Raw genomic sequence first — 22,479 nt, forward strand, 5'->3', positions numbered from 1 at the left:
CTGATCACCGGGTCCCGGAGATCACGCGCAAGCCGTACACGTAGGTGGTGAGGTATTCGTCGATCGCAGGTTGGCGGACCTCGGCGGCTTCGGGGAGGGTGAGCAGCAGCGCATAGAGGCCGAGGAGAAACGACACCCCGTTGTGCAGCACATCGACGTCGGTGGGTATCTCCCCGCGGCGGCGGGCACGGTCGAGTTCTTCGACGACGGCCACCGCCATCGGATAGTTGGTCCACTCCTCCGATGGCGGCCGGGTGGTGGAGAAATGCAGGGCCAGAAAGTCTTTGAACAACCGGCGGCCCAGTCGTCGTTCTATCGTCTCCAATGCCCGGACGGCTTCGGCCAGCGTGTCGCGCACGCTGTGCGCCGTGCCGAAGAACCGGGTCAGCTCGGCGGCCATCCGGTCCTGCTCGCGCTTCTCCAGTTCGAGCAGCACGTGTTCCTTGGTGGGGAAGTGGAAGAAGAAGGTGCCGTGCGCGACGCCGGCAGCGGCGACGATCGCCGTGGTATCCGCCCCGGCCATCCCCGCGCGCTTGAACTCGGCGAGCGCGGCGCCCAGCAGTCGCTCGCGGGTCTGCAGACCCTTCTGCTTCAGCATAAAACTGACTCTACTCAGAAAGTTCTTCCCATCGTGGAGTTTGCCGGATACCGTGCATATGAACATGACTCGGTGATAACCGGTGTGCCGATCCGAAACGAAAAATCCTGAGTCAAGTCAGTGGAGGCGTGATGCAGATCCTCGAGCAGGCCCAAGACCTGCCGAAAGCCGGGAATATCAAGGCGCAGTGGGTGAGCCTGTGGACCGGGCCGGCGGTTGGGGCCGTGCTCGTGGTCGCGGCGCTGGCTTTTCCCGGTTTCTGGCCGCCGATGTCGCCGACCATGACGGCCGGTGAGGTTGCCGCGTTCTACGCCGACCACACCGCCCTGATCCGGTTCAGCCAGGCCGCCTTCAACCTGTGCGGGATCATGGTGCTGCCGTTCTTCATGGTGATCTTCGCGCAGATGAAACGGATGAAAGGGCAGAGCCACGTCTTCGCCTACTGCTACCTGACGGCGGTGGTCAGCGGCGCCACCATCTTCGCCCTGTCCAACATCTTCTTCCTGGTGGCGGCTTTTCGGCCGGAACGCAACCCGGACCTCATCATGCTGCTCAACGACCTGGCCTGGATCGTGTTCATCGCCCCCGTCGGCATGGTGGTCAGCCAGTTCGTCCTCCTGGCACTGGCGGTGTACTTCGATGACCGTGCGGATCCGGTGTTCCCGCGCTGGGTAGGTCACTACGCGCTGGCCACCGCCGTCGCGATGGTGCCCGCCGCGGGCGCCGCCGTCTTCCGCACCGGGCCGCTGGCCTGGGATGGGCTGCTGTCCTTCTGGCTTCGCAACGGTGCCTTTGCGGCATTCGTCCTGGTGATGTTCTTCGTCCTGCGGGCCGCGCTGCACCGACAGGCAATCGCCGACGGCGTGATCGCGCCATGAGTGTGCTGACCGCACCGGTTCGCGCCGGCGGCGGGACCCGCGATGTCTGGCTGATGACCTGGTTCTTCCCGGCCTGGTATGGGCTGTTCGGGGTCATCATCTGTGTCCTGACCCGCGTGACCCCGCCACCGCGGCCCGACGTCACCGCGGCCGAGAAGGTCGCCTTCTTCACCGCGCACCACCTGACCATCCAGATCGGGTTCACCGTGCTGCTGGTCCTGCTCGGCGGTGCGGCGATGACCAACGGGCTGGTGGCCTACCAGATGAAACGGATGTCGGTGGGATCGGTCTTCGCCTATGGCTACATCGGCGGGATGGGCGTAGGTGCGGTGCCCGGCTTCCTGCTCGTGACGGTGTGCTTCCTGACCGCTGCGTTCCGCCCCGACCGCGACCCGGAGCTCATCAGCCTGCTCTATGACCTCGGAATGCTCTCGTACAACGGTTCTTTGGGCTGCTTCTCGGTGGCTTACCTGGTGCTGGCCGTGGCCATCCTGTACGACCGCAACAACATCTTCCCGAAATGGTTTGCCTACGTGAGTATCTGGCAGATCATCACCGAGATCATCGCCACCCAGATGTTCGTGTTCAGATCCGGTCCGTTCGCCTGGAATGGGTCGATCGCCTTCTGGTGGGCGGTCGTGGTCTTCTCGGTGTGGCTGGTCGCGCTGATCGCGCTACTGCGTCGGGCCGCGGCGCGAGAGGCGAATTCATGACCCGGACCGAACCGTCCACCGTGCAGCGCAGGCTGCCCGGTGACGGGGACATGTGGGTGATGGTCCTGGGCGATATGGTCATCTTCGCCGGCTACTTCGTCGTCTTCCTGATCTATCGGACCATGAACGAGGGCGAATTCCTGGCTGCCGCCCAGCATCTCGACATCACCCTCGGCGTGGCCAACACCGTGATCCTGCTGACGAGTTCGTGGTTGGTGGCCCGGGCGGTACTCGAGACCCGCGCGGGCCGCCCTGAGCACGCGGTCAGGCTGATCTATGCCGGTGGTGTCGGCGGCGTGCTCTTCATGGCGCTGAAGGGCTATGAATGGTTCCTCAAGCTCTCTGCGGGGCAGACCAATTCGGAGATGTTCTTCTCGTTCTACTACGTGATCACCGGTGTGCACCTGGTACACGTGCTGATGGGGCTCATCGTGCTGGGCGTGCTGGTGCGCGAGTTGCGCAACCCCGGCCGGCGACGAGCGTCGATGGTGGAAGCGGGCGCAATCTATTGGCATATGGTCGATCTGCTCTGGGTGATCATCTTCGCCCTGTTCTACGTGATGAGGTGATGATGACCGGAGCCGCACGGATGATCACCTGGGCCTGGGTGGCCCTGGTGGCCATCACCCTCGGGTCCTGGTGGCTCGCCCCGGCCCATTCGGGGACCGCCGCACCCAGCGTGCCGATCACCGCGGTGGTCCTCACGCTGGCGCTGGTCAAGTCCCGCTTGATCATCCGGTACTTCATGGAGGTGCGAACCGCCCCCCGGTGGTTGAGATCGGCCACCGATGCCTGGCTCGTCGTGCTGTTCGGGGCGGCGTTCGTGATCTACCTTGTGTGAACACCGGCCACGCACCTGGCACATCTCACCGATTCGATCCAAATCGCCACCGGCATCCCGGCGACCCTGGCCACCATCCGCTCAGCGGGCGTCCTCGGGGAGCGCCGCCGTGATCGACCCCCACGCCGAGGTCAGATGCTCACAGAGCGGGCCCGTCTGAGTGAACACCGTGATGCACCGGTGGCTGTGGTCGTAGATCTCGACAGTCGACGTCACCCCCGTCGCGGTCGGCATGCGGGTCACCCAGCATTCGGCGACGTGCGCGGGATCGACCACGTACCTGGCGGCGCCGAACACGACGGACAGATGCGAACCGGTGTCCTCCATCATCGCGGCCCTGCCTCGGTGCAGCTGTAGGCAGCCGCCACCGGGAACCGCCACGGTGAACGGCACGCTCATCTCGGTCAGGTGCGCCAGTAGGTGGGGCAGCACCCGTGGATCGACCCGGCGGGCGCCGCTGAAGGGGAGCACCTGATAGCGCTGCAAGGTGAGCGCATCGAGGTGGGTGACCTGATCGGCGTCATGCCAGTCGACCGAAGCCCAGTCGACCGGCTCCGCGTGTCGCACCGGTTCCTCGGGTGAGAGCTCCAGGGCCCCGATGGTCAAGGTGTCCGACATCGGCGTGAAGTACGCCCGATGGGTGCCGGCCTCGCTGCTCAGTGACAGCGCCCGCGGTGCCAGGTACGCATGCCGGAAGTCGCCCAGCCGCAGGCCGATGGACAGGTCGTCGCAGCGCAGGGCCTCGCCGGGCAGGGACGGTTCGAGATACTCGCCGGTGTGGCTGAGCAGTGCTGCGTCGTTGGCGGTGACAGCGACCACCGTTCCCAGCGCGGGCAGCGCCTGTGCGATGGTCCGCGGTCCGGCGGTGAGGCGTTTGGCCGGGCAGTTCGCGCACCGGTGGCCGTCAGTACACATCGCGCACGTACCGTTTCTCCCTCTTGAGGGCGTTGACATAGTCGGCGGCCTCGTCGGCGGTGTAACCACCGTGCTCGCCCACGATCTCGTGCAGGGCGCGGTCGACGTCCTTGGCCATCCGGGAAGCATCGCCGCAGACGTAGAAGTGACCACCGTCCTGCAACCACGCGAACAGGTCACGTCCCTGCTCCCGCATCCGGGTCTGGACGTAGACCTTGGCGGCCTGGTCCCGTGAGAACGCCAGGTCGAGTCTGGTCAGCAACCCCGAACTCTGCCACGCCTCGAGTTCGTCGGCGTAGATGTAATCCTGCGCGCGATGCTGGTCGCCGAAGAACAGCCAGTTACGGCCGCTCGCACCACGCGCTTCCCGCTCCTGCAGGAAGGCGCGGAAGGGCGCGATGCCGGTTCCCGGCCCCACCATGATCATCGGTGCATCGTCGGCAGGGACTCGGAAAGACTTGTTGGGCTGCAGGAAGATCCGCGCGGTGCCGCCGCGGTCGGCCAGAAAGGTGGAGCACACGCCACCGCGGTCTCGCCCACCACTGCGATACCGCACGCTGGCCACCGTGAGGTGGATGCGGTCCGGGTGAGCCAGGGCACTGGACGAGATCGAGTACGCCCGGTGCTGAAGCGGTTTGAGCAACCCGATCAACTCCTCCAGGCTGAGCACATCGCCACCGATGCGCAGGATGTCGAGAATGTCCTTGCCGTGGAGCCAGCGGTCCAGGACCTCGCGGACGCCGCCGCGCAACGCGTGGGAGAATTCTTCGTTCTCGGCGCGGCTCTCGACCTCGCTGAGCAGATCCTTACCGGGAGTGCTGATCTCATAGCGATGCCCGAGCAGCTCACCCAGCGGCTCGCCGTTGACGTGGGTGTCGGTCGACACCCGGAAGTGCGCGGCGATCGCCGCGACCAGCGCCGGGTCGTTCTCCGGGACGACGGCTAGGGCGTCGCCGGCCTCATAGCGGATGCCGCTGTCGGCGAGCGCGAACTCGTAGTGTCTTATCTCCTTGCCGGAGCCGCTTCCGGACAACAGTCGATTGACCGGAAGCTCGGCGACGAACGGGTTCTTACGTGTCCACCCCGAACGGGCCAGGGTGCTGGGCGGAGGTGTGCCAGGAGTGCCGCTGGCGCCGGCCAGGGTGACCAGCGATCCGACCGCTCCGTGCACCCACTCGGCGGCGGCCGCCTCATAGTCGACATCGCAGTCTGCGCGGCCGACGACCCGGCTGGCACCGAGCTGCTCCAACCGGGTGTCGAGCAGTTTGCCCGCCTGACAGAAGCCGTCATAGCTGGTATCGCCGAGGGCGAGGACGCCGTAGGACACGCCCTCCAACCGCGGTGCCTGGTCGGAGGACAAAGCCGCCCAGAACAATTCCGCGTTGTCGGGCATCTCGCCTTCACCGTAGGTCGAGGCGATGATCAGCACATACCGCAGACCCGCGAACTCATCGAGCGCGATCTCGTCGAGCCCGCTCACCGTCACGTCGAAACCCTGCGCCTTGGCGGCTGCGGCGGCGTCCCCGGCGACCCCCTCGGCATTGCCGGTCTGGGTGCCGTAGAGCACCCGTAGCGCAGGCCGCGGCCCGGTGGTGTCCGTGGCGACCGGCGGCGGCGTGGCCAGGTTCAGGGCGAGCCGCGAATGCAGTCCGGCCAGGAATCCGGAGAGCCAGGCCCGTTGATCCTCGTTGAACGGAGCATCCGGTGGGATGTAGGCGATTTTCATGGTGTGACCTCCAGGATGGGGAGCGACGCGGCGACCTCCGGAACCGTATGTGCGGCAAAGAGTTCCTCGAAGGAGGGCAGCCGGCCCATCCGTTCCACGTTCTTGGTGTCCTGGTGGAGAATCCAGCCGAAGGTGCCCAGACTGTCCGTCGACAGCACATTGCGTTGGGTCAGGGCATCCTTGTAGTCGGTGATCCGCTTCTTGGCGATGAGCACCGCCAGCTCCTCGTCGTCGAAGACCTCGATGGCCTGGCGGGCATACTTCTGCAGTTTCTGGATCAGGAAGAAGTCCTCGGTCAGGATGAGGTTGCGGACCGCCGTGGCGATCCGTGGATCGGATACCTCGGAGACACCCGGTGTCCGAGACAGCGCCAGCTGCTGGGCCATGTTGAGCACCGTGTAGGTGTTCAACAAGGCGAACATCTCCTCGGTGTCGGTATCGCCGTAACCCGGCACCATCCCGCCGAGGACCGTGCGGCGCTCCCGGTATGCGCGTTTGAACTTGTGTACCTGGAAACCTGCCAGCGAGGTGGCGAGCTCGTCGAGCAGCTCCTTGCGTGACTTGGCGGCCAGGATGGCGTCCGAGTCCTGATACTGGAGCAGCGCGCGGGGCATCACGTACACCACGTCCAACCGGGTCTGCGGCCAGTTGTCAAGAAGGAGTCGCCCTTTCGGTGACCCGGTCGCCGCGACGTGCCATTCGAGCATGGTGTGTGCGGCGACATCGTGAAACGGCGCCTCGGTGAGCGGTGCGATGATCACGGAGTCCGCGCTGACCTTCGCGCCGAGTGCGCCGGCTGGGTCGTACTGGTAGAGGAAGCCGCCGCTCATCCCGTTGGCGACACCCTTGCCGTAGTCGCCGATGTTGAACACCGCGCCGTTGGTCATGTACTCACACAGGAATTCGCCGACGCCTTCGACGACGGCGGTGGCTCCGGAGTTGCGGACGGCGAACCGGTCGCCGGCTTCGCCCTCGACGAACAACCGCCCACCCGAGGCCCCGAACAGGGCGAAGTTGCCGATCAGGACGTTCCCGCCCGGAGCGGTGGACCCGCCACCGGGGGAGCGCACGACGATGGTGCCACCGCAGGCGCTCTTGCCCACACCGTCATTGCAGGTACCGCTGTGCGTCAACGTCATCCCGTCGTTGCAGAACACGCCGTAGCTCTGACCCGCGGAACCGCTGGTGGTGATGACGACGCTATCCGGCTTCAAGTACCGGCGGCCCCGATTGTCGGTGGCGACTGCCGCACCGGTGGCGTCCTGGTGGTTGAGCATCCGTTCGATATCGATGGCGAGCTGCCCGCCCACGCTCTTGTTCTGGTTGGTCAGCGGTACCGGCGCCAGGTGCGCCCCGGCCAGGTCGAGCTGGGCAAGAAATGAATCGTCGACCGCGTAGTCCTTCTCCATATAGATCGGCTCGTCGACCACGAACTGCTCGGCGACGGCCAGCATGGCGCGCAGATCGAGGCGACCGATGCTGGACGGATGCTCCAGCAGGTGCAGCAGATCGCTGCGGCCGCGGGCGGCGCGCAGCGACGGCAGGCCGAGCGTGGCCAGGATCTCGCGTACCTCGTGCGCGATGTTCAGCAGGTACTGTGCCAGGGCGCGCGGGTCACCCTCGAAGGCTTCGGCATTGGTGGTCAGGCCGGCCGGGCATTTGATGTTGCAGTTCTTCGCCATCACGCACTTGAGCATCATCAATGCCGTGGTGCCGAACTCGAAGCTGTCGGCGCCCAGCAACGCCGATTTCACCACGTCGCCGGCGGTCTGGTGGGCGCCCGAACAGCGCAAGAGCACCTTCTGTCGGATCCCGTTGGCGCACAAGGCCTGATGTACTTCGGCCACGCCGATCTCAGCTGAGCGTCCGGCGTACTTGAGGCTGGTGACCGCCGCGGCTCCGGTACCGCCGGTGTTTCCCGCCACGTTGATCACGTCGGCCCCGGCTTTGGCGACACCGACGGCGATGGTGCCGATACCTTCCGAGGACACCAGCTTCACGATCACCCGGACCCGGGCGGCCTTACAGTCGTGGATGAGTTGGGCGAGGTCCTCGATCGAGTAGGTGTCGTGGTGCGGTGGCGGTGAGATGAGTTCGACACCGGGGGTTCCACCGCGCGCGGCCGCGATCTGCACCGTCACCTTCGGTGCCGGGAGTTGGCCACCCTCACCGGGTTTGGCGCCCTGGCCGATCTTGATCTCCAGCTCACGCAGCATCGGATCGGCGAGGTAGCCCGCCCACACGCCGAACCGGCCCGACGCGAACTGCTTGATCCGCGACCCGCGGATGGTGCCGTACCGGGTGAGGTGTTCGCCGCCCTCTCCGCAGTTGGACAGGCCGCCGACCAAATTGGTGCCATGTGCGACGGCCTCGTGGGCCTGGGCCACCAGCGCACCGTGACTCATCGCCCCTGACGCCAGCGTGGCGGTGATCTCACTGGCTGGTTGAACCGTGCTCAGTGCGATGGAATCCGGGGCTGTCCGCAGGCTTTCGAGGTAGCTCAACGCCTCGCCGCGGGCGCGCAACCACAGCCGGTCCCCGACGATGTCGTGATCGGCGATAGCGCCGCCGAAGCGCTGGAGCAGCGAATCACGCAGCGCGGTGCTGCGTTCGGGGTCATGATGAAGGTGCAGGGTGAACTCGTCGCTGACCTGCACCACACTCAATCCCCGCACCTGGAAGTCGTTGTTGCCGAACCGGGCGAACTGGCCCATCTCGGTGCGGAATTCCTCGGCGGTGCGCAGGAACGTGACATCGGCGGGGAAGGCCAGCACGTCGCGCAGGGCGGCCGGGCGCCGGGCGCGCTCGGTGTTCATGGCGAACACGAAATTCCGGTAGCCGGGCGTGATGTCGAAACTGTCGATGGCGCGCGGGGTGAGCTGGTCGAAACTGGTGTTGCGGTAGGCGTCGTCATCGAGACCGAATGCCCCTTCGAGTTGATGCAGGGGCAGTCCGCGCAGGAAAGCGGGGTCGGCCATCTCGAGGTTCTCCGGGCGTGCCTCGTCACCGAAGGAGATGGATTCCTCGGTCATATCCACGAATCCGCGGACTGCGGTGGTCCCATACGAGTGGCCGGCGCCCTCGGCGCGCTCCTTGAACAGGCCCAGAAGTGGGACGTCCTGCTCGCCGGTCACGGCGAGTGCACGGGCATGCCATTCAGCGACGGTGTCGGCCAGGGTGGTGAAGCCGACGCCGGCGACGGGGGAGGTCACGTTCGGGAAGTACCGCCGCAGCACCGGATCACCGGTGTCCAGATAGTTCGGCTCGAAGAACTCGCCGCCGATATAGCTTTCGACGGTACACAGGCCCACCCGGCCCATCGTCTTCATCAGTGCCTTCTCGGCGGCCTTGGCGAAGTGCTTGAATGCGGTGTCGGCCTCGTCGCCGAACTTCTCCTCGGCACGCATCTGCACCGCCAGCGGGTAGACCGCCGACGCGCCGAAACCCAGGACGGTGGCGATGTGGTGCGAGGAGCACAGCTGACCGCTCTCGGCGATCAGGGATACCCTCGGCCGCAGGCCTTCTTCGATCAGGCGCTGGTTGACCGCTGAGATCGCGATGATCAAAGGCATTGCCGCCAGGTCACTTCCGACGTGGCGATCCGAGATCACGGCGATACCGCCGGAGGCCCTGGCGAACGCCTCGACATCGTCACACAGTCCGTCGATGGCCCGCACCAGGGCCGACGAGTTGGCGGCGCGGTCGGTCAGGTCGATCCGGTAGCGCATGCCGAACCGCTGCAAGGGCGTGTGCGTCTGGTCGCGGATCTTGAGCATGCCGAGATGCGTGAGAATCGGTGAGGGCACCACGATCTGTGGTGCGGGTTGCGCGCCGCTGTCGGGCTTGGCGCCCAGTGCCACCCGGAGCGTCATCCCGTCCGCCTCACGTACGCTGTCCAGTGGCGGGTTGGTCACCTGGGCGAACCGCTGGGAGAAGTAGCGGGCGATACCGCCCTCGTGGTTGGACAGCGCATTGATGGCCGCGCCGTAGCCCATGGCGGAGATCTTCTCCTGACCGGTGGCCAACATCGGGTCCATCAGGAACTTGAAGCTCTCCTGATTCAGCGAATACGCGACATACCGCTGATGACGGGTCAGGTTGCCGTTGTAGCGGGCGGGGGACAGCTGATTTTCCGGGGCCACGTTCGGCAGGTCGGCGAGGTTGACCCGTGCGCGGGCCAGCATGGCCGGGTAGTCGGCGCGCGCGGCGAGCAGTTCCAGCGCTTCGGTGGTGTCGTATGAGCGGCGTTCGGCGTGGTCGTAATAGAGCATCCCGCCGGCTTCGATGCGACCCCGCCGGAGGACGTCCTCCGGCGGGAAGGACACCTGTCCGGCTTCGGACATCACCCCGAGGTACTCGGTGGTCTCGACGGTGCGTAGTGGGCGCAGACCGAGACGGTCCAGCCGGGCTCCGACGATGGTGCCGTCGCCGAAGATGAGTGCGGCCGGCCCGTCGTTCTTCTCCTCGTAGAGGCTGAAGTACTCCAGCATCGCGCGGACCTGCGGGGACAACGCAGGGTCGTTCTCCCAGGCCGGCGGCATCATCGCGACGACGGCGGTGACCAGATCCCGGCCGTCCTCGAAGACGCGGCCTTGCAGGGTCTGATCCAGGCGGCAGCTGTCGGACTGTCCGGCGGGCCGGATGATCGCGCGATTGCGGGCCCGGGCGATGGCGTTGTCGGAGAGCCGGTTCTTCTTGTCGGTGTTGAGTTCGCCGTTGTGGGCCATCAACCGGAAGGGTTGGGCCATGGTCGCATTGGGCGCGGTGTTGGTCGAGAACCGGGTGTGGAAGAACACGGTGTGCACGTGCATGCGCGGGTCGGACAGGTCTTCGAAATACGGCACCACCTCGTGGGAGTTGAGCCGCCCTTTGAGTACCTGGGTGCGTGCGCTCAGCGAGAGTGGGTACAGCCCTTGCAATTCGGCCCGGGTGTAGGCGACGGCTTCGATCGCCATCAACGCGTCGTGGATCCGCCGGTCGGACACTGCGGCGGACGCCGCCCCGAACACCCACTGCCGGATGGGCCGCTGATAGCCGACGGCCGCCGGGCGGATCGCCGTGTTGTCCACGGGGACGTCACGGGCGAGCAGGATCTCGAAACCCTGCTCCAGGAGCGCGGTCTCGATCACCGACTCGGCCGCGCCATGCTGGGCCGGGTCCGACGGCAGGAAGAAGTTACCGACGCCGAACTCGCCGAGCTGCAGATCGTCGCGGCCGGTCACCCCGACGAAAAACCGAAGGGAGAGATCAAGATTGACGCCGGCACCGTCTCCGACGCCTTCGGAGGACATACCGCCGCGGTGCGGGACGGCACACAGCGCCTCGTGTAGCTTCTGAATGACGTCGTGGGTCTGGACCCCGTCCTTGCGTGTCAGGAATCCGACGCCGCAGCTGCTCTTCTCGGACTCGGGGTCGTACAGGCCGTTCAGATGTGTTCTCCTCAACCCGAGCCGCTGACGGCGCGCTCATTTCTGACGACTCACGGAGCCCTCGCCATTGAGCACACCCGATCGAGCAGCTTAGCCTAACCTTAGTACCCGCGCAGCTGTTCGTGCCGCGGATCCATACCTGCCACCAAGGAAACCTAAGCCTGTGCCCATGTCGGGGCGTCAGGATCGGTAGTCGCACGATGATTACCGATCCGAAGGAGATATCAACGTGAATCGATCACGGAAGATGCTTGGCGTCGCGGTGCTTTCCAGCGGCCTGGCATTGTCCGGCGTGTTCGGCCTGGGTGCGGCCAGCGCAGGCCCGCCGCCGCCCTGCCCGCCCAATGCGCCGTGTCTGGGCCCGGGTGGCCCCGGCCCCGGCCCGGGTGGCCCCGGCCCTGGTCCCGGTGGCCCCGGTCCGGGTCCCGGCGGACCTGGTCCGGTTCCCTGCCCGCCGTTGGCGCCGTGCCCGCCGCGCTGACGACAAGACGCTGATCGAGAGCCCCGTGCAGGCACGCCGTGCCTGCCCGGGGCTCTCGGTGTGACCAGGTGCTACGAGACGTCGACAGGTTTCTCGCGGTTCTTCCAGGCCGGGATGCTGCGGGCCGGACGCTGCCGCACCACCTGCGGCCACCAGAACCACTTACCCATCAGGGCGGCGATCGAGGGGGTCATGAACGACCGGATGACCAGCGTGTCGAACAGCAGGCCCAAGCCGATCGTCGAACCGACCTGCGCCACCACCGTCATCTCGCTGGCCGCCATCGACATCATGGTGAACGCGAACACCAGGCCCGCCGCCGTCACCACCGACCCGCTGCCGCCCATGGCGCGGATGATCCCGGTCTTGATACCGCCGTGCAGCTCCTCCTTCATACGAGCCACCAACAGCAGGTTGTAGTCGGCGCCGACGGCCAGCAGCACGATGACGGTCATCGCCATGACCATGAAGTGCAGCTCGATGCCCAGGATGTGCTGCCACAACAGAATCGACAGGCCGAACGAGGTCCCCAGGGAGACCACCACGGTGCCGACGATGACGGCCGCAGCGACGAGGCTGCGCGTGATGATCAGCATGATCGCGAAAATCAGTGTCAGCGCCGCGATTCCGGCGATCATCAGGTCGTAGTTGTTACCTTCCTGCATATCCTTGAAGGCCGCCGCGATACCACCGAGGTAGATCCTGGAGCCCTCCAGCGGGGTGCCCTTCACGGCTTCCTTGGCGGCCGCCTTGATATCGTCGACGAGTTTGATGCCGTCCGCGGTCAACGGATCCCCGGCGTGGGAGATGATGAACCGCACCGACTTTCCGTCGGGGGAGATGAAGCTCTTCATGCCGCGCTTGAAATCGGCGTTGTTGAAGGTGTCCGGCGGCAGGTAGAACGTGTCGTCGTTCTTCGAGTTGTTGAAGGCGTCGCCCATGGCGGACTGGTTCGCCTGCATCTCGTTGGCCTGATCTTGGATGCCCTTCTGCGTCTGGTACATCCGCAGCATCATGTCCCGGGAGGATTGCATGGTGGAGATCTGCGCAGGCAGGGTCGCCAGCATCTGCGGCATCAACTGATCAAGCCGCTGCAGATCGGGCAGCAGGTTCTGGAACTGATCCGTCGTGGCGTCGATACCGTCCAGCGCGTCGAACACCGAGCGCATGGCGAAGCACACCGGGATGTCATAGCAATGCGGTTCCCAGTACAGATAGTTGCGGATGGGGCGCAGGAAGTCGTCGAAATCGGCGATGTGGTCCCGCAACTCGGCGATGTCGACGGCCATGTCGGTGCTTTTGCCCACCATGCTGTGGGTGGTGGCGCTCATCTCCGTCATCAGCGTGATCATCCGGTTCATGGTGCCGATGGTGGTGTCCATATCGCCGGCCTGCTTCAGCATGGTGGCGAACATGTCCTCCATGTACTTCTCGTTCATCTGCTGCGCCGTACCGCCCATACTCATCTGGGCCGGAATGGTGCTGAACTTCAGCGGCTTACCGTCGGGACGGGTGATGGCCTGCACGCTGCCGATCCCGGGCACCCGGAAGATCGCCTTGGCGATCTTGTCGATCACCAGGAAGTCGGCCGAATTGCGCAGATCGTGGTCGGACTCGATCAGCAGCAATTCGGGATTCATCCGCGCGACGGAGAAATGCCGTTCGGCGGCCGCATAGCCCTCGTTGGCCGGCAGATCGGCGGGCAGGTAGTTGCGGTCGTTGTAGTTGGTGCGGTAGCCGGGCAGCGTGAGCAGGCCGACGAGCGACAGCGCGATGGTGGCCATCAGCACCGGGCCGGGCCAGCGCACCACCAGGGCCCCGATCTTGCGCCAGCCGCGGATGCGCATGGCGCGCTTGGGTTCCAGCAGCTTGCGGAACCGGCTCGCGACGGTGACCACCGCGGGGCCGAGGGTCAACGCCGCGACGACGGCCACCGTCATGCCGACCGCCATGGGGATACCCAGGGTCTGGAAGTAGGGCAGCTTCGTGAAATGCAGACACAACATGGCCCCGGCGATGGTCAGGCCCGACGCCAGCACCACGTGCGCGGTGCCGTGGAACATCGTGTAGTAGGCCGACTCCTTGTCCTCACCCAGAGTGCGGGCTTCCTGGTATCGGCCGATCAAGAAGATGGCGTAGTCGGTGGATGCGGCGATCGCGAGCGTCACCAAGAGCTGCGTGGCGAAGGTGGAGAGCCCGATCAGGTCGTGGTAGCCCAGAAAGGCCACCACACCCCGGGCGGCCGAGAGTTCGAGCACCACCATCAGCAGGACGATGAGCACCGTCGTGATGGAACGGTAGACCAGCAGCAGCATGGTGATGATGACGACGAACGTGACCATCTCGATCATGCGGACACTGCGGTCACCGGCAATCTGCTGATCGGCGGCCAGCGCGGAGGGCCCGGTCACGAAGACCTTGACCCCGGGCGGCGGTGGTACCGCCGTGACCAGCTTCTGGGCCGCCTCCACCGATTCGTTGGCCAGGGCCTCGCCCATGTTGCCTGCGAGGTAGACCTGCACGTAGGCGGCCTTACCGTCGGGGCTCTGCGCCCCCGCCTCGGTGAGCGTGTCACCCCAGAAGTCCTGCACGTGCTCGACGTGCTTGGTGTCGGCCTCCAGCCGGGCCACCATGTCGTTGTAGAAGAGGTGGGCATCGGCGCCCAGCCTCTGCTCGCCCTCCAGCACGATCATCACCGCGCTGTCCGACTTGAACTCGTCGAACACCGTGCCGACCTGCTTCATCGCGATCACCGAGGGCGCGGTCTGCGCGCTCATCGATACCGAGCGCATCTGTCCGACCACTTCCAGCGGCGGTACCACCACGCTGAGCAAGGCGACCAGGGCGATCCAGCCGATGATGATCGGAATGGCGAAGGTGCGGATCCATTTCGGGATACCGCTGTGCTGGTGTTGGGGCGGGGACGTGTCCGTCACCGAAGTAGGGGCGGGCACGTGCTGGCACTCTCCTGATGGCGTAGAGGTCGTTTCTTTCGTACCAGATACGGTCAGGCAATGGTGGGCTACGACCAACTGGCGGCCCACGCCGCAGCGAGGTCGCCCGGCGCGCGCCCGTCGGAGCTGTGACGGTCAGCCCGCCCAGACATCCTCGACGTAGCGGTCGGACTCGACGAGGCCGATGAGCCAGTCGCGGGCCGCGCTCTCGTCGGCACCGGTACGCGCGCAATAGATGTCGAGAAACGCCTGCCTGACGGCCGGGGCCATCCGGGCACCGTCGCCGCAGATGTAGACGTGGGTGTCTTTGGCGGGATCGCCGAGCAGGTCCCACACCTCGTCGGCGTCGGCGGCGATCCGGTCCTGGACATAGCGGACGCCGTTCTCCGGTGCCCGGGAGAAGGCCGGTCGCATCCGCACGATTCCCAGGTCTTCGGCGATATCGAACTGCTCGCGGAAGATGTAGTCCACGTCGGGATCGCGAACTCCGAAGAAGCACAAAGCCGGTGCATACGGGTCACCGTCCTGCCGCGCTGCCAGCCGATCGCCCAGGAACCCGCGAAACGGTGCGACACCGGTCCCCGCACTCACCAGGATCACGTTCTTGGCCGGGTCTGCACCGGCCCGGAAGGCCTGACGGGCCTGATCGACGCGGGCGCGGATCTGCGCCCCCGAACCCAGCGTGGCCAGATGGTTCGACGCGACGCCTTTGAACAGCCCACGCCCGGATCGAGCCGGGGCGTCGAGGACGCTGACCACCAGCGCCACGACTTTCGGTGAGAGCCGCGACGACGAGGCGATGGAGTAGTGCCGCGGTGTCATCGGCTCCAGCAGTTCCAGCAGGTCGGCACCGGTCAGCGCGCAGGCCGGGAATTCCAGTAGGCATTCGATCGGGCTCAGGGCGCACGGTTCGGCTGCCTCGGCGAGTTCTTCGAGACGCCGGCGTTCGGGGACGCACGGGTTGGTGGCCGCGAGCCGGCGCAACTGGCTGCGCGTCGCCGGCTTGCGCAGTTCGACGAAGTGGGTGAGCAGTTCACGCACGCTCACCTCACGGTCGAGGGCGATGAGCCGCCGCGAGGTCCGGCGCGGGTTGATCGAGAGGCGCAACGCCGGGTCGATATCCAGTTGGTCCAGCACGGTGTCGACCAGTTCGGGTGGGTTGTCCGCCAGCACCGTCAGGTGGTCCCCGGTGTGGTACTCGACGTCCTCGGGCAGGGCAACGCGGACAAAGTGTTTGGCGTGCCCCTGCGCGGTCTCGTCGCTGACCAGTTCGGTGTTCTCCAAGACAGTCATGGGGCACACGCCGAAGCGGGTGTCGATGGCGGCGGTGACGGGGCCGACGATGAGGTGCAGATCGTAGAGCGGTTCCTCGCTATCGGTCACCGCCACCGCATCCGGGTCCCCGAACAGCGCAGACATGGACGACCACAGCGCAGTCGAGAACTCTTCCAGCGTGCCGTTGAGGTCACCGGAGGTGTCCGCCGCTGCGAACGGCACCAGGGACGTGCCGCCCAGCTCGCTCAGGCGTTCGTTGATCCGTTTCGGCACGGCCTGATAGGTGTCGGCCCAGTTGTGATCGCCGACGCCGAGCACCGCGAAGTAGGGGGCGCCGTCGATCGCGGCGTCCGGCCCGGTGAGCCAGGCAAGGAATTCGCGCGCGTCGTCGGTCGGCTGACCGTTGTACGACGAGGCGATGATCACCACCGCGTCGGCTTCGGGCAGCCCGCCGGCGGCATCATCGAGTGGGCCGACCGTTGTGGCACAACCGATATCGGTGCCCTCCTCGGCGAGCTGTTTGGCGAGCGCGCGGCAGGTGCCGAGATTGGAGCCGTGCAGTACGGCCACGGTGGTACCGGCTTTGAGGGCCGATACCGAACCGGTCGTCGTGCGCTGGGCGGTGTCCTGGACGGCAGCCGTGGTGGCGGGCTTGCGGTCGGCGGGGGTGCGTCGCACCAGGTCGAGCCGGAAACCGGCCGGCCGGCGGCTCAGCGGGCCGTCCCAGTGCAGCACATAGTGCCCGGAATCGATGAGCCGGTAGCGGTGTACGATCCGCGCGATGGTCATGGTCGCCTCGTGCAGCGCGAACTGGCGCCCGATGCACGACCGGGCTCCGGTGCCGAACGGTTTGAACAGCGCGGCCGGACGCGCGGCGGCACGGTCGGATTCGAACCGGTCCGGGTCGAACAGTTCGACGTTGTCGCCCCATTGCGGTTGCCGGTGCAATGCCCCGGTGAGCACGCTGACGGCTTCGCCCTTCTTGATCGGATACCTGCCGCCGATGACGGTGTCGGCCAGCGCCATCCGATCGAAGCTGAGCACCGGCGGAGACAACCGCAGTGTCTCGTTGATGACCTGCCGGAGATAGCCGAACTTGCCGATGTCGTCGTAGGTCGGCAGGTAGTCGTTGTCAGGACCGAACACCGCATCGACCTCGGCCTGGACCCGGCCGAGCACCGTCGGGTGGTGCACCAGGTTGTAGAGCGTGTTGGGCATCAGTTCCGATGTCGTCAACTGGCCGGCGATGAGAAACGTCATGATCTGGTTTCGGATGTTCTGTTGGTCCAGAACGGGTTCGCGGCCGGGTCCGCGGCCGAGCATCAGGTAGAGCAGATCGTCGGCGGCGTCTTCACCGCCGTTGCGGTGCGCCTCGATCAACTCGTCGAAGTAGGTGTGCAGGGTGGTCAGTTCGGACTCGAATAGTGGTGTGTCTCCGCCCTTTCCGAGTTCGCCGAGCGCAGCGGTGAAACTCTGCGGGATGGGTGCCAGGCCGTCGTGGTCGAAAGAGTCGAAACGGGCTCCGAAGCCGGCGAGCGCCACCGTGTCCATCGCGAGCTTCTGCAGGTCATCGGAGACGTTCACCGATTGCCGCCCGGCCTGCGCATCCCAACCGGTGATCATCCGGCGGTTGATGGCGAGCATTGCCTCGTGGTAGTTGCGTAGTCCGGCGTAGCTGAACCCGGGCAGCAGAACGTCATGTGCCTTCTGCCAATTCGGCTCACCGTGGAACGCGGTGAACAGACCGTCGCCGGCCAGTGGGCGGACCCGGGCCAGCGACGGGGTCAGATTCTTGGCGAACCGCTCCTCGTCGCAGAGTTCCTCGACCAACGCCATCGAGCACGCGTACAGCTTTCGGAAGCCGCTGTAGTCGGCGTAGAACAGCGGCCCGTGCAGTTCACCGAGGATGTCGACGGGTAGCGCGTAGGGCCGTCCCGCCAGATCGTCCGCACCGGGCAGCGGTCCCTCGGCGGAGGGGATCTGGTCCAGTTCCGGGGCGAGGGAGGGGGCGAAGTCGGCCATGTCGGGCAGCATAGGCGTCAATTACCGGAACCGGGACCTATCTTCACTCCGAAAGCCGCGGGGCCCCTTACCATCGTCGACATGGTGCGACTACTGGTGAACACGCTGGTCTTCCTGGGTTCGGCGGCGATCGGTTTGCTGGCTGCCGACCGGCTGGTGTCGGGGGTATCGGTGTCGTGGCGTGGATTCGTCGTCGCGGTGGTGGTCTTCGCCTTGGCGCAGGCGATCCTGTCGCCGTTCATCGCCAAGATGGCATCCCGGTACGCCTCGGCGTTTCTCGGCGGAATCGGCCTGGTGTCAACATTTGTCGCGCTGTTGCTGGCCTCGGTGCTGACCCATGGTCTGAGCATTCGTGGCGCCGGCTCCTGGGTCGCCGCGACGGTGGTCGTGTGGTTGGTGACGGCCGTCGCCACCCTGCTGTTGCCGCTGCTGGTGGTCAAGAAGAAGATCGGTAAGGAGTGACGTTCAGCGGCCGCGCGCCGAGCGGGTCAGCGCGCCGCCGCCGGCATCCTGCAGCAGGCAGATGACGATGCTCGGCAGAGGATTGTCGGCGGTACGGTCCTGATTCGAGTCGATGAGGTAACTGACGGTATAGCTGCCTGACGCCCCGGTGTACGCGGTGAGGGCGTCGTTACAGCGTTGATTCGCCACCTCGGTGACAGCAGCGTCGACCGGGATGGGCGCGCGCTGGTACACCTCGGCTCGATGCGGTGCCGCGCAGTCCACCAGCGTCACATCGACCGCGCCTTCGTCCACGGCGGGGATCTGGTCCACACAGTCGCCGACCTGGAGGTTGAACCACGGCAGCGTGCGTGGTGCGGGCGCCGGCACCGGCGCGGAGTGCGATGTCGGCGTATCGGCGGTGGTCGGGGCCGGTGGTGCCGCGGTGGGGTGCGCGCCACAGCTCGCCAGCAGAATCGCAGCGGAAATCGTCACTGGCGCAGGTAGTCTGCCTGTCCGCACGGCCTGAGTTTATGCGCCCGCGCGCCAACAGTCTGCATTGTGCGTTTGTTCCCGCCGGGCCGAGTCGGCACTGTGACGTAGCCGGTGTAACGCATCCTCGTGCGCGGCGATGAACCATGCGAGACAGCTGCTGGCCCCGGGCCAGTGTCGGGGGAGATGGCTGCAACATGGCAGCTGTGGCTGGAATGCCACGCTCCCTGGACCTTCAGAGGAGTGGATGCACGGTGGGTGCAACGCGCGAATTTCTGCCCCGACGGCACGTGGTCGCCGGAGTGGCTTCGACCGTGGTCATATCGTTGACCGCATTGACCTCGGGGCTGGCGCCCGCGGTGGCAGACCCCTCGGCGCCGACGACCACGGTCGCCGAGGTACCCGTGCCTCGGGACACGCCCTCACAGCAACCCACGGTCGAGGCCGAAGTGCCCACGGCCGCAACACAACCGGTAACCAAGCCGGCGCGGATTCCCGAGGTGACGGCCGCCCCGCCCGCCCCCGTCGTGCAGACGCCGGTCCAGGAGCCGTCGCCGACCGTCGCGCCGGCCCCCGTCACCGTGGCTCCGGCTCCGCAGATCACCGTCGCGCCCAAGCCCAGCACCACCACGGTCGCCGAACCCACCACCCGGGCGTCCGCAACGGCACCCGTCCCCACCCCGACCGCGACCGCGAAGCCGAGCCCGACGCCCACCCCGAAGCCGAGCGAGACGGCGGTCGAGCCCACCTCCGTACCCCCGGTGTCGCCCACGGATGACCGCCCGGCGCCGGTCGGCCGGGTGACCGAGCCACCCACGCCCGACGCCGTCACGCCGACCGCGCAGGTCCCGGCGCCCGAGACCACGCTGCCCGCCGTGGTGGAGGCCACCCCGACTGCGACCGGCAAGCCCACCGAAACCGAGACGTCCTCGACCGTCGCCAAGGCCGCCCGGCCAATCGAGACCCTGCGACCGCAGACGCTGGATGCCCCCGAGCCCGATGTCGAGTTGGCGCGTCACGCCACGCCCGTCGAGGAGAAGCCGGCCCCCGCCCCGCAGCATGATGTCGCCGCACTCGCGGTGGCGCTGAAGGTGACCGATCGGGACGACAGCAGGGTAGACAACCGGGACTGGAATCGCCCGGATTTCCAGCCAGGGGGCGACAGTCGCCACGACGACGGTCTGAACTGGGACCGCAAGGTGCGGCAATGGCGGCCGGACTGGGTGCAGTACGACGAGTACTACCGCCCGATGATCTTCAACCCCTACCGGGATCCGGTACGCGTCGTGTACATGTACCAGAACTCGCCACGGATCGTGCAGATCAACCCTCTGCAGCGGGTCATCATGTACGCCGCAGATCTGGCCGCATACAGCTTCACCGCGGTGGTGGTGAACGCGCTGAACACGGCGGTCAATGTCGCGGTCGGCAGCTTCTTCGGCGGCGGTTACATTCCCGCGGTCGGGATGGCGCCCCCGCCGCCTCCGCCACCGGTGCTGCGGTATGACAACGTGCCCGTCCAGGTGCGGTACTCATCGGCGGTGTACGAGCCGTTCCGGGTGCAGCGTGTCGTCGACGTCGGCGACGACACCCGCTACGGCGAGCGCAAGGTCCTGCTCGACGGCGTGACACCTGCCTGGGGTGTGTGGACCCAGTCCGGTAGTGGGGAGCGCCAATTCGAGGTGCACCGCACTCAGCAGTTCCCCGGGCTCGATGACCCGAGGGAGGCGCCGCTGCCGGGTGACTACCGGATGCAGCTCGTCTCGGGGAGTACCGCCGACACCGCCAGTGCGGCCGACAGCGGGCTGGATCGCAACCAGGTCTACCTGATCGCGGCCGCGGTGGCGTGCTCGGTGCTGAGCCTGGGTGCGGTCGGTCTGGTGGTGCTGATGGGCCGCCGGCGCGGAATGTAGCGCTCGCTCAGGCGTGCACGTCGCGCAGACCGACGGCGCCGCGCAGGCCCGAGCAGTTCACGCATCCGATGCAGCCGACGCAGTCGGCACATGCCACGCACCCCACGCAGGCCCGGCATCTCCGGCACGCGACGCAGACCAGGCACGCCGCGCAGCCGATGAGCGCCACGCACAGGATGGTGAAGGCACTGCCGAATACGGCGAAACTGCCTGCCACACCGGCACTTGCGCCGGTGGCGATCGATCCGGCGACGCCCGCGCTGTTGACCGTGGCGATCGAGCCCGCCACGGCCGCACTGCCGAGCGTGGCGATCGATCCGGCCACGGCGGCGCTGCCGACGGTGCCGATGGAGGCGTCCACCGCGACACTCCCGACGGTGCCGAGGGAATCCTCGACGACGGCGTTGCCGTCAGGAGATACGTTCGCCGGGGTCTTCACTAGTCCGCACCCTTTCCGTTGTCCACGCGGTACACCGCGCCGTGGATGGCCGCCGCGTCATCACTGGCCAGGAAGGCGATGGTCTTGGCGACGTCCACCGGGTCCATGAAACCGCGCGGGGCGGCGATCCGCATGATCAGATCCCAGTCCGCATCCTCGGGGGCGGCGAACTCGGTCACCTGCGGGGTGAGCATTCCGCCCGGACAGACCGCGTTGACGCGCAGCTTCTCCTTGGTGAATTCGACTGCCAGCGCGCGGGTGAGGCCGACCAGCCCATGCTTGGCCGCGCAGTAGCCCGCCGAGTAGACCTCACCCTCGACGCCCGCGACGGAGGCGACGTTGACGATATTGCCGCCGGTTTCCAGTAGATGCGGCAGCGCGGCGCGGCACAGAAAGAACGGGCCGTTCAGGTTGACCGCGAGATCGTGGTCCCATTCCGCGTCGGTCAGCGTGACGGTGCGGCGCATCTGGTGGAACCCGGCCACGTTGGCCAGCACATCCAGCCGGCCGAACGCGGCCACGCAATCCGCGACCGCCTGCCGGCACTCCTGCGCGGAGGCGATGTCCACCGACGCGTACCGGCCACCGGGCACCTCGGTGAACACCTCGGCGAGCCGGTCGGTGTCGCGCGCGATACCGAACACCGTCGCGCCGCGCTCGGCGAACACCTTCGCCGTCGCCGCACCCAGACCGGACGACGCTCCGGTCACCAACGCCACTTTGCCGCTCAGCTGACTCATGCCCGGCACTCTCTCACGGGACAAACCCGAGACGTGTCATAAGCGCCCTGTAATACTGCGTCGGTGAGGAAGTACTTTTCCGGATTGGTCGGTGCAGTTCTGCTCTGCGCGGCGCTGGTGGGATTTGCCGGCCCGGCGTGGGCGGACCAGCAGGTGATGCAGGGTGTCTACACCTTCCATCAGGAAGGCCTGCCGGACGCGGAGTGGTCGATCTACCCGAACTGCGTCCCGGTGGTGGGTGATCTCCGCGCCGAGATCCGTGATCCGGTCGCCTGCATCCTGCACGTCAGTGCTTTCCCTGCCACGGTCGCGCCCAGTGGCGACGCGAAACTGACGGATGGTCTGTGGGCTTACAGCATCACCACCATGGACGGCCTGAAGTGCCCCGACGGCAGTACTGCCGCGCTGAAGGAGTATTTCCAGTTTGACAGCCAGACCCTGACGGGTACCCGGACCATGTCGCACAGCCAGGTCTGCGGGTTGCCCGCGACCCTGGACAAGAAGCCGTTCACCTTAACCTTCGCGCGCCCGCTCCCGTTGCCGGTCGAGCAGTACCCGCTGATCTGTGAGCCGGGTGGCTTGCGGCGCTGCTTCTGACCTGCGGGACTACGCTCACCGGCAC

17 protein-coding genes are annotated in these 22,479 nt (G+C 66.5%); 8 read left to right on the forward strand and 9 right to left on the reverse strand.

Annotation, left to right across the window (positions count from 1 at the left end; genetic code table 11):
* Nucleotides 1-4 precede the first annotated feature (4 nt).
* Nucleotides 5-598 (reverse strand): TetR family transcriptional regulator, encoded by a 594-nt coding sequence (locus QN239_RS13435; protein ID WP_499010978.1) that lies wholly within the window; start codon nt 596-598, stop codon nt 5-7.
* A gap of 131 nt (nt 599-729) precedes the next feature.
* Between QN239_RS13435 and QN239_RS13440 the strand changes: the two genes are divergently transcribed.
* The 4 genes from QN239_RS13440 to QN239_RS13455 are packed head-to-tail and all read left to right on the forward strand — an operon-like array spanning nt 730 to nt 3,030.
* Nucleotides 730-1,476: a hypothetical protein gene (locus tag QN239_RS13440; RefSeq protein WP_499010979.1), complete on the forward strand. Its 747-nt coding sequence runs from the start codon at nt 730-732 to the stop codon at nt 1,474-1,476.
* The gene (locus QN239_RS13445; protein ID WP_499010980.1) at nt 1,473-2,189 is read left to right on the forward strand and encodes a hypothetical protein; all 717 of its coding nucleotides are present in this window, start codon (nt 1,473-1,475) and stop codon (nt 2,187-2,189) included. Before QN239_RS13440 ends, QN239_RS13445 begins: the two co-directional genes overlap by 4 nt.
* The gene (locus QN239_RS13450; RefSeq protein ID WP_499010982.1) at nt 2,186-2,758 is read left to right on the forward strand and encodes a cytochrome c oxidase subunit 3; all 573 of its coding nucleotides are present in this window, start codon (nt 2,186-2,188) and stop codon (nt 2,756-2,758) included. Before QN239_RS13445 ends, QN239_RS13450 begins: the two co-directional genes overlap by 4 nt.
* Nucleotides 2,759-2,760: 2 nt before the next feature.
* Entirely contained in the window at nt 2,761-3,030 is a 270-nt protein-coding gene (locus QN239_RS13455) for a cytochrome C oxidase subunit IV family protein (RefSeq protein WP_090353625.1), read from the forward strand.
* A gap of 81 nt (nt 3,031-3,111) precedes the next feature.
* On the opposite strand, the gene QN239_RS13460 is transcribed toward QN239_RS13455, so the two are convergent.
* From QN239_RS13460 to QN239_RS13470, 3 genes are read right to left on the reverse strand one after another with little or no spacing between them, the layout of a single operon-like run.
* Entirely contained in the window at nt 3,112-3,945 is an 834-nt protein-coding gene (locus QN239_RS13460) for a ChuX/HutX family heme-like substrate-binding protein (RefSeq protein ID WP_499010984.1), read from the reverse strand.
* A complete protein-coding gene (locus QN239_RS13465; protein ID WP_499010986.1) occupies nt 3,935-5,671 on the reverse strand; it encodes a diflavin oxidoreductase in 1,737 nt (578 codons plus the stop codon). The genes QN239_RS13460 and QN239_RS13465 overlap by 11 nt, the downstream gene beginning before the upstream one ends.
* A complete protein-coding gene (locus QN239_RS13470) occupies nt 5,668-11,100 on the reverse strand; it encodes a glutamate synthase-related protein (RefSeq protein ID WP_499016741.1) in 5,433 nt (1,810 codons plus the stop codon). The genes QN239_RS13465 and QN239_RS13470 overlap by 4 nt, the downstream gene beginning before the upstream one ends.
* 344 nt (nt 11,101-11,444) lie before the next feature.
* Here QN239_RS13470 and QN239_RS13475 point away from each other — a divergent pair, with 344 nt between their 5' ends.
* Entirely contained in the window at nt 11,445-11,645 is a 201-nt protein-coding gene (locus tag QN239_RS13475; protein ID WP_499010989.1) for a hypothetical protein, read from the forward strand.
* Between the two features lie 7 nt (nt 11,646-11,652).
* Here the strand turns inward: QN239_RS13475 and QN239_RS13480 are convergent, their stop codons facing one another.
* On the reverse strand, nt 11,653-14,535 hold the full coding sequence (locus QN239_RS13480; protein WP_499010990.1) for an MMPL/RND family transporter: 2,883 nt from the start codon (nt 14,533-14,535) through the stop codon (nt 11,653-11,655).
* Between the two features lie 135 nt (nt 14,536-14,670).
* Nucleotides 14,671-17,832, reverse strand: coding sequence for a bifunctional cytochrome P450/NADPH--P450 reductase (locus QN239_RS13485; RefSeq protein WP_499010992.1), 3,162 nt, complete (start codon nt 17,830-17,832; stop codon nt 14,671-14,673).
* A gap of 81 nt (nt 17,833-17,913) precedes the next feature.
* Here QN239_RS13485 and QN239_RS13490 point away from each other — a divergent pair, with 81 nt between their 5' ends.
* Entirely contained in the window at nt 17,914-18,294 is a 381-nt protein-coding gene (locus QN239_RS13490) for a phage holin family protein (RefSeq protein ID WP_499010994.1), read from the forward strand.
* Between the two features lie 3 nt (nt 18,295-18,297).
* Here the strand turns inward: QN239_RS13490 and QN239_RS13495 are convergent, their stop codons facing one another.
* Complete coding sequence (locus tag QN239_RS13495; RefSeq protein WP_499010996.1) at nt 18,298-18,768, reverse strand: septum formation family protein; 471 nt, start codon at nt 18,766-18,768, stop codon at nt 18,298-18,300.
* Nucleotides 18,769-19,019: 251 nt separating this feature from the next.
* Here QN239_RS13495 and QN239_RS13500 point away from each other — a divergent pair, with 251 nt between their 5' ends.
* Nucleotides 19,020-20,678: a hypothetical protein gene (locus QN239_RS13500; RefSeq protein ID WP_499010997.1), complete on the forward strand. Its 1,659-nt coding sequence runs from the start codon at nt 19,020-19,022 to the stop codon at nt 20,676-20,678.
* 7 nt (nt 20,679-20,685) lie between these two features.
* Here QN239_RS13500 and QN239_RS13505 read toward each other — a convergent pair whose 3' ends face one another.
* Both QN239_RS13505 and QN239_RS13510 read right to left on the reverse strand, forming a co-directional pair.
* Nucleotides 20,686-21,117: a hypothetical protein gene (locus tag QN239_RS13505; protein ID WP_499010998.1), complete on the reverse strand. Its 432-nt coding sequence runs from the start codon at nt 21,115-21,117 to the stop codon at nt 20,686-20,688.
* A complete protein-coding gene (locus QN239_RS13510; RefSeq protein ID WP_499011000.1) occupies nt 21,117-21,857 on the reverse strand; it encodes an SDR family NAD(P)-dependent oxidoreductase in 741 nt (246 codons plus the stop codon). The genes QN239_RS13505 and QN239_RS13510 overlap by 1 nt, the downstream gene beginning before the upstream one ends.
* A gap of 84 nt (nt 21,858-21,941) precedes the next feature.
* Here QN239_RS13510 and QN239_RS13515 point away from each other — a divergent pair, with 84 nt between their 5' ends.
* Complete coding sequence (locus QN239_RS13515) at nt 21,942-22,454, forward strand: hypothetical protein (RefSeq protein WP_499011001.1); 513 nt, start codon at nt 21,942-21,944, stop codon at nt 22,452-22,454.
* Nucleotides 22,455-22,479: the final 25 nt, after the last annotated feature.

This window comes from Mycolicibacterium sp. Y3 (assembly GCF_051188035.1).
In the GTDB taxonomy this organism is placed as follows: Bacteria; Actinomycetota; Actinomycetes; order Mycobacteriales; family Mycobacteriaceae; genus Mycobacterium; species Mycobacterium fluoranthenivorans.

Bases quoted from the DNA above. Each gene is read 5' to 3' on its own strand.
- QN239_RS13450 (WP_499010982.1), top strand. From the start codon at position 2,186: ATGACCCGGACCGAACCGTCCACCGTGCAGCGCAGGCTGCCCGGTGAC.
- QN239_RS13475 (WP_499010989.1), top strand. From the start codon at position 11,445: ATGCGCCGTGTCTGGGCCCGGGTGGCCCCGGCCCCGGCCCGGGTGGCC.
- QN239_RS13510 (WP_499011000.1), bottom strand. From the start codon at position 21,857: ATGAGTCAGCTGAGCGGCAAAGTGGCGTTGGTGACCGGAGCGTCGTCC.
- QN239_RS13445 (WP_499010980.1), top strand. From the start codon at position 1,473: ATGAGTGTGCTGACCGCACCGGTTCGCGCCGGCGGCGGGACCCGCGAT.
- QN239_RS13485 (WP_499010992.1), bottom strand. From the start codon at position 17,832: ATGGCCGACTTCGCCCCCTCCCTCGCCCCGGAACTGGACCAGATCCCC.
- QN239_RS13455 (WP_090353625.1), top strand. From the start codon at position 2,761: ATGACCGGAGCCGCACGGATGATCACCTGGGCCTGGGTGGCCCTGGTG.
- QN239_RS13435 (WP_499010978.1), bottom strand. From the start codon at position 598: ATGCTGAAGCAGAAGGGTCTGCAGACCCGCGAGCGACTGCTGGGCGCC.
- QN239_RS13490 (WP_499010994.1), top strand. From the start codon at position 17,914: ATGGTGCGACTACTGGTGAACACGCTGGTCTTCCTGGGTTCGGCGGCG.
- QN239_RS13440 (WP_499010979.1), top strand. From the start codon at position 730: ATGCAGATCCTCGAGCAGGCCCAAGACCTGCCGAAAGCCGGGAATATC.
- QN239_RS13460 (WP_499010984.1), bottom strand. From the start codon at position 3,945: ATGTGTACTGACGGCCACCGGTGCGCGAACTGCCCGGCCAAACGCCTC.
- QN239_RS13465 (WP_499010986.1), bottom strand. From the start codon at position 5,671: ATGAAAATCGCCTACATCCCACCGGATGCTCCGTTCAACGAGGATCAA.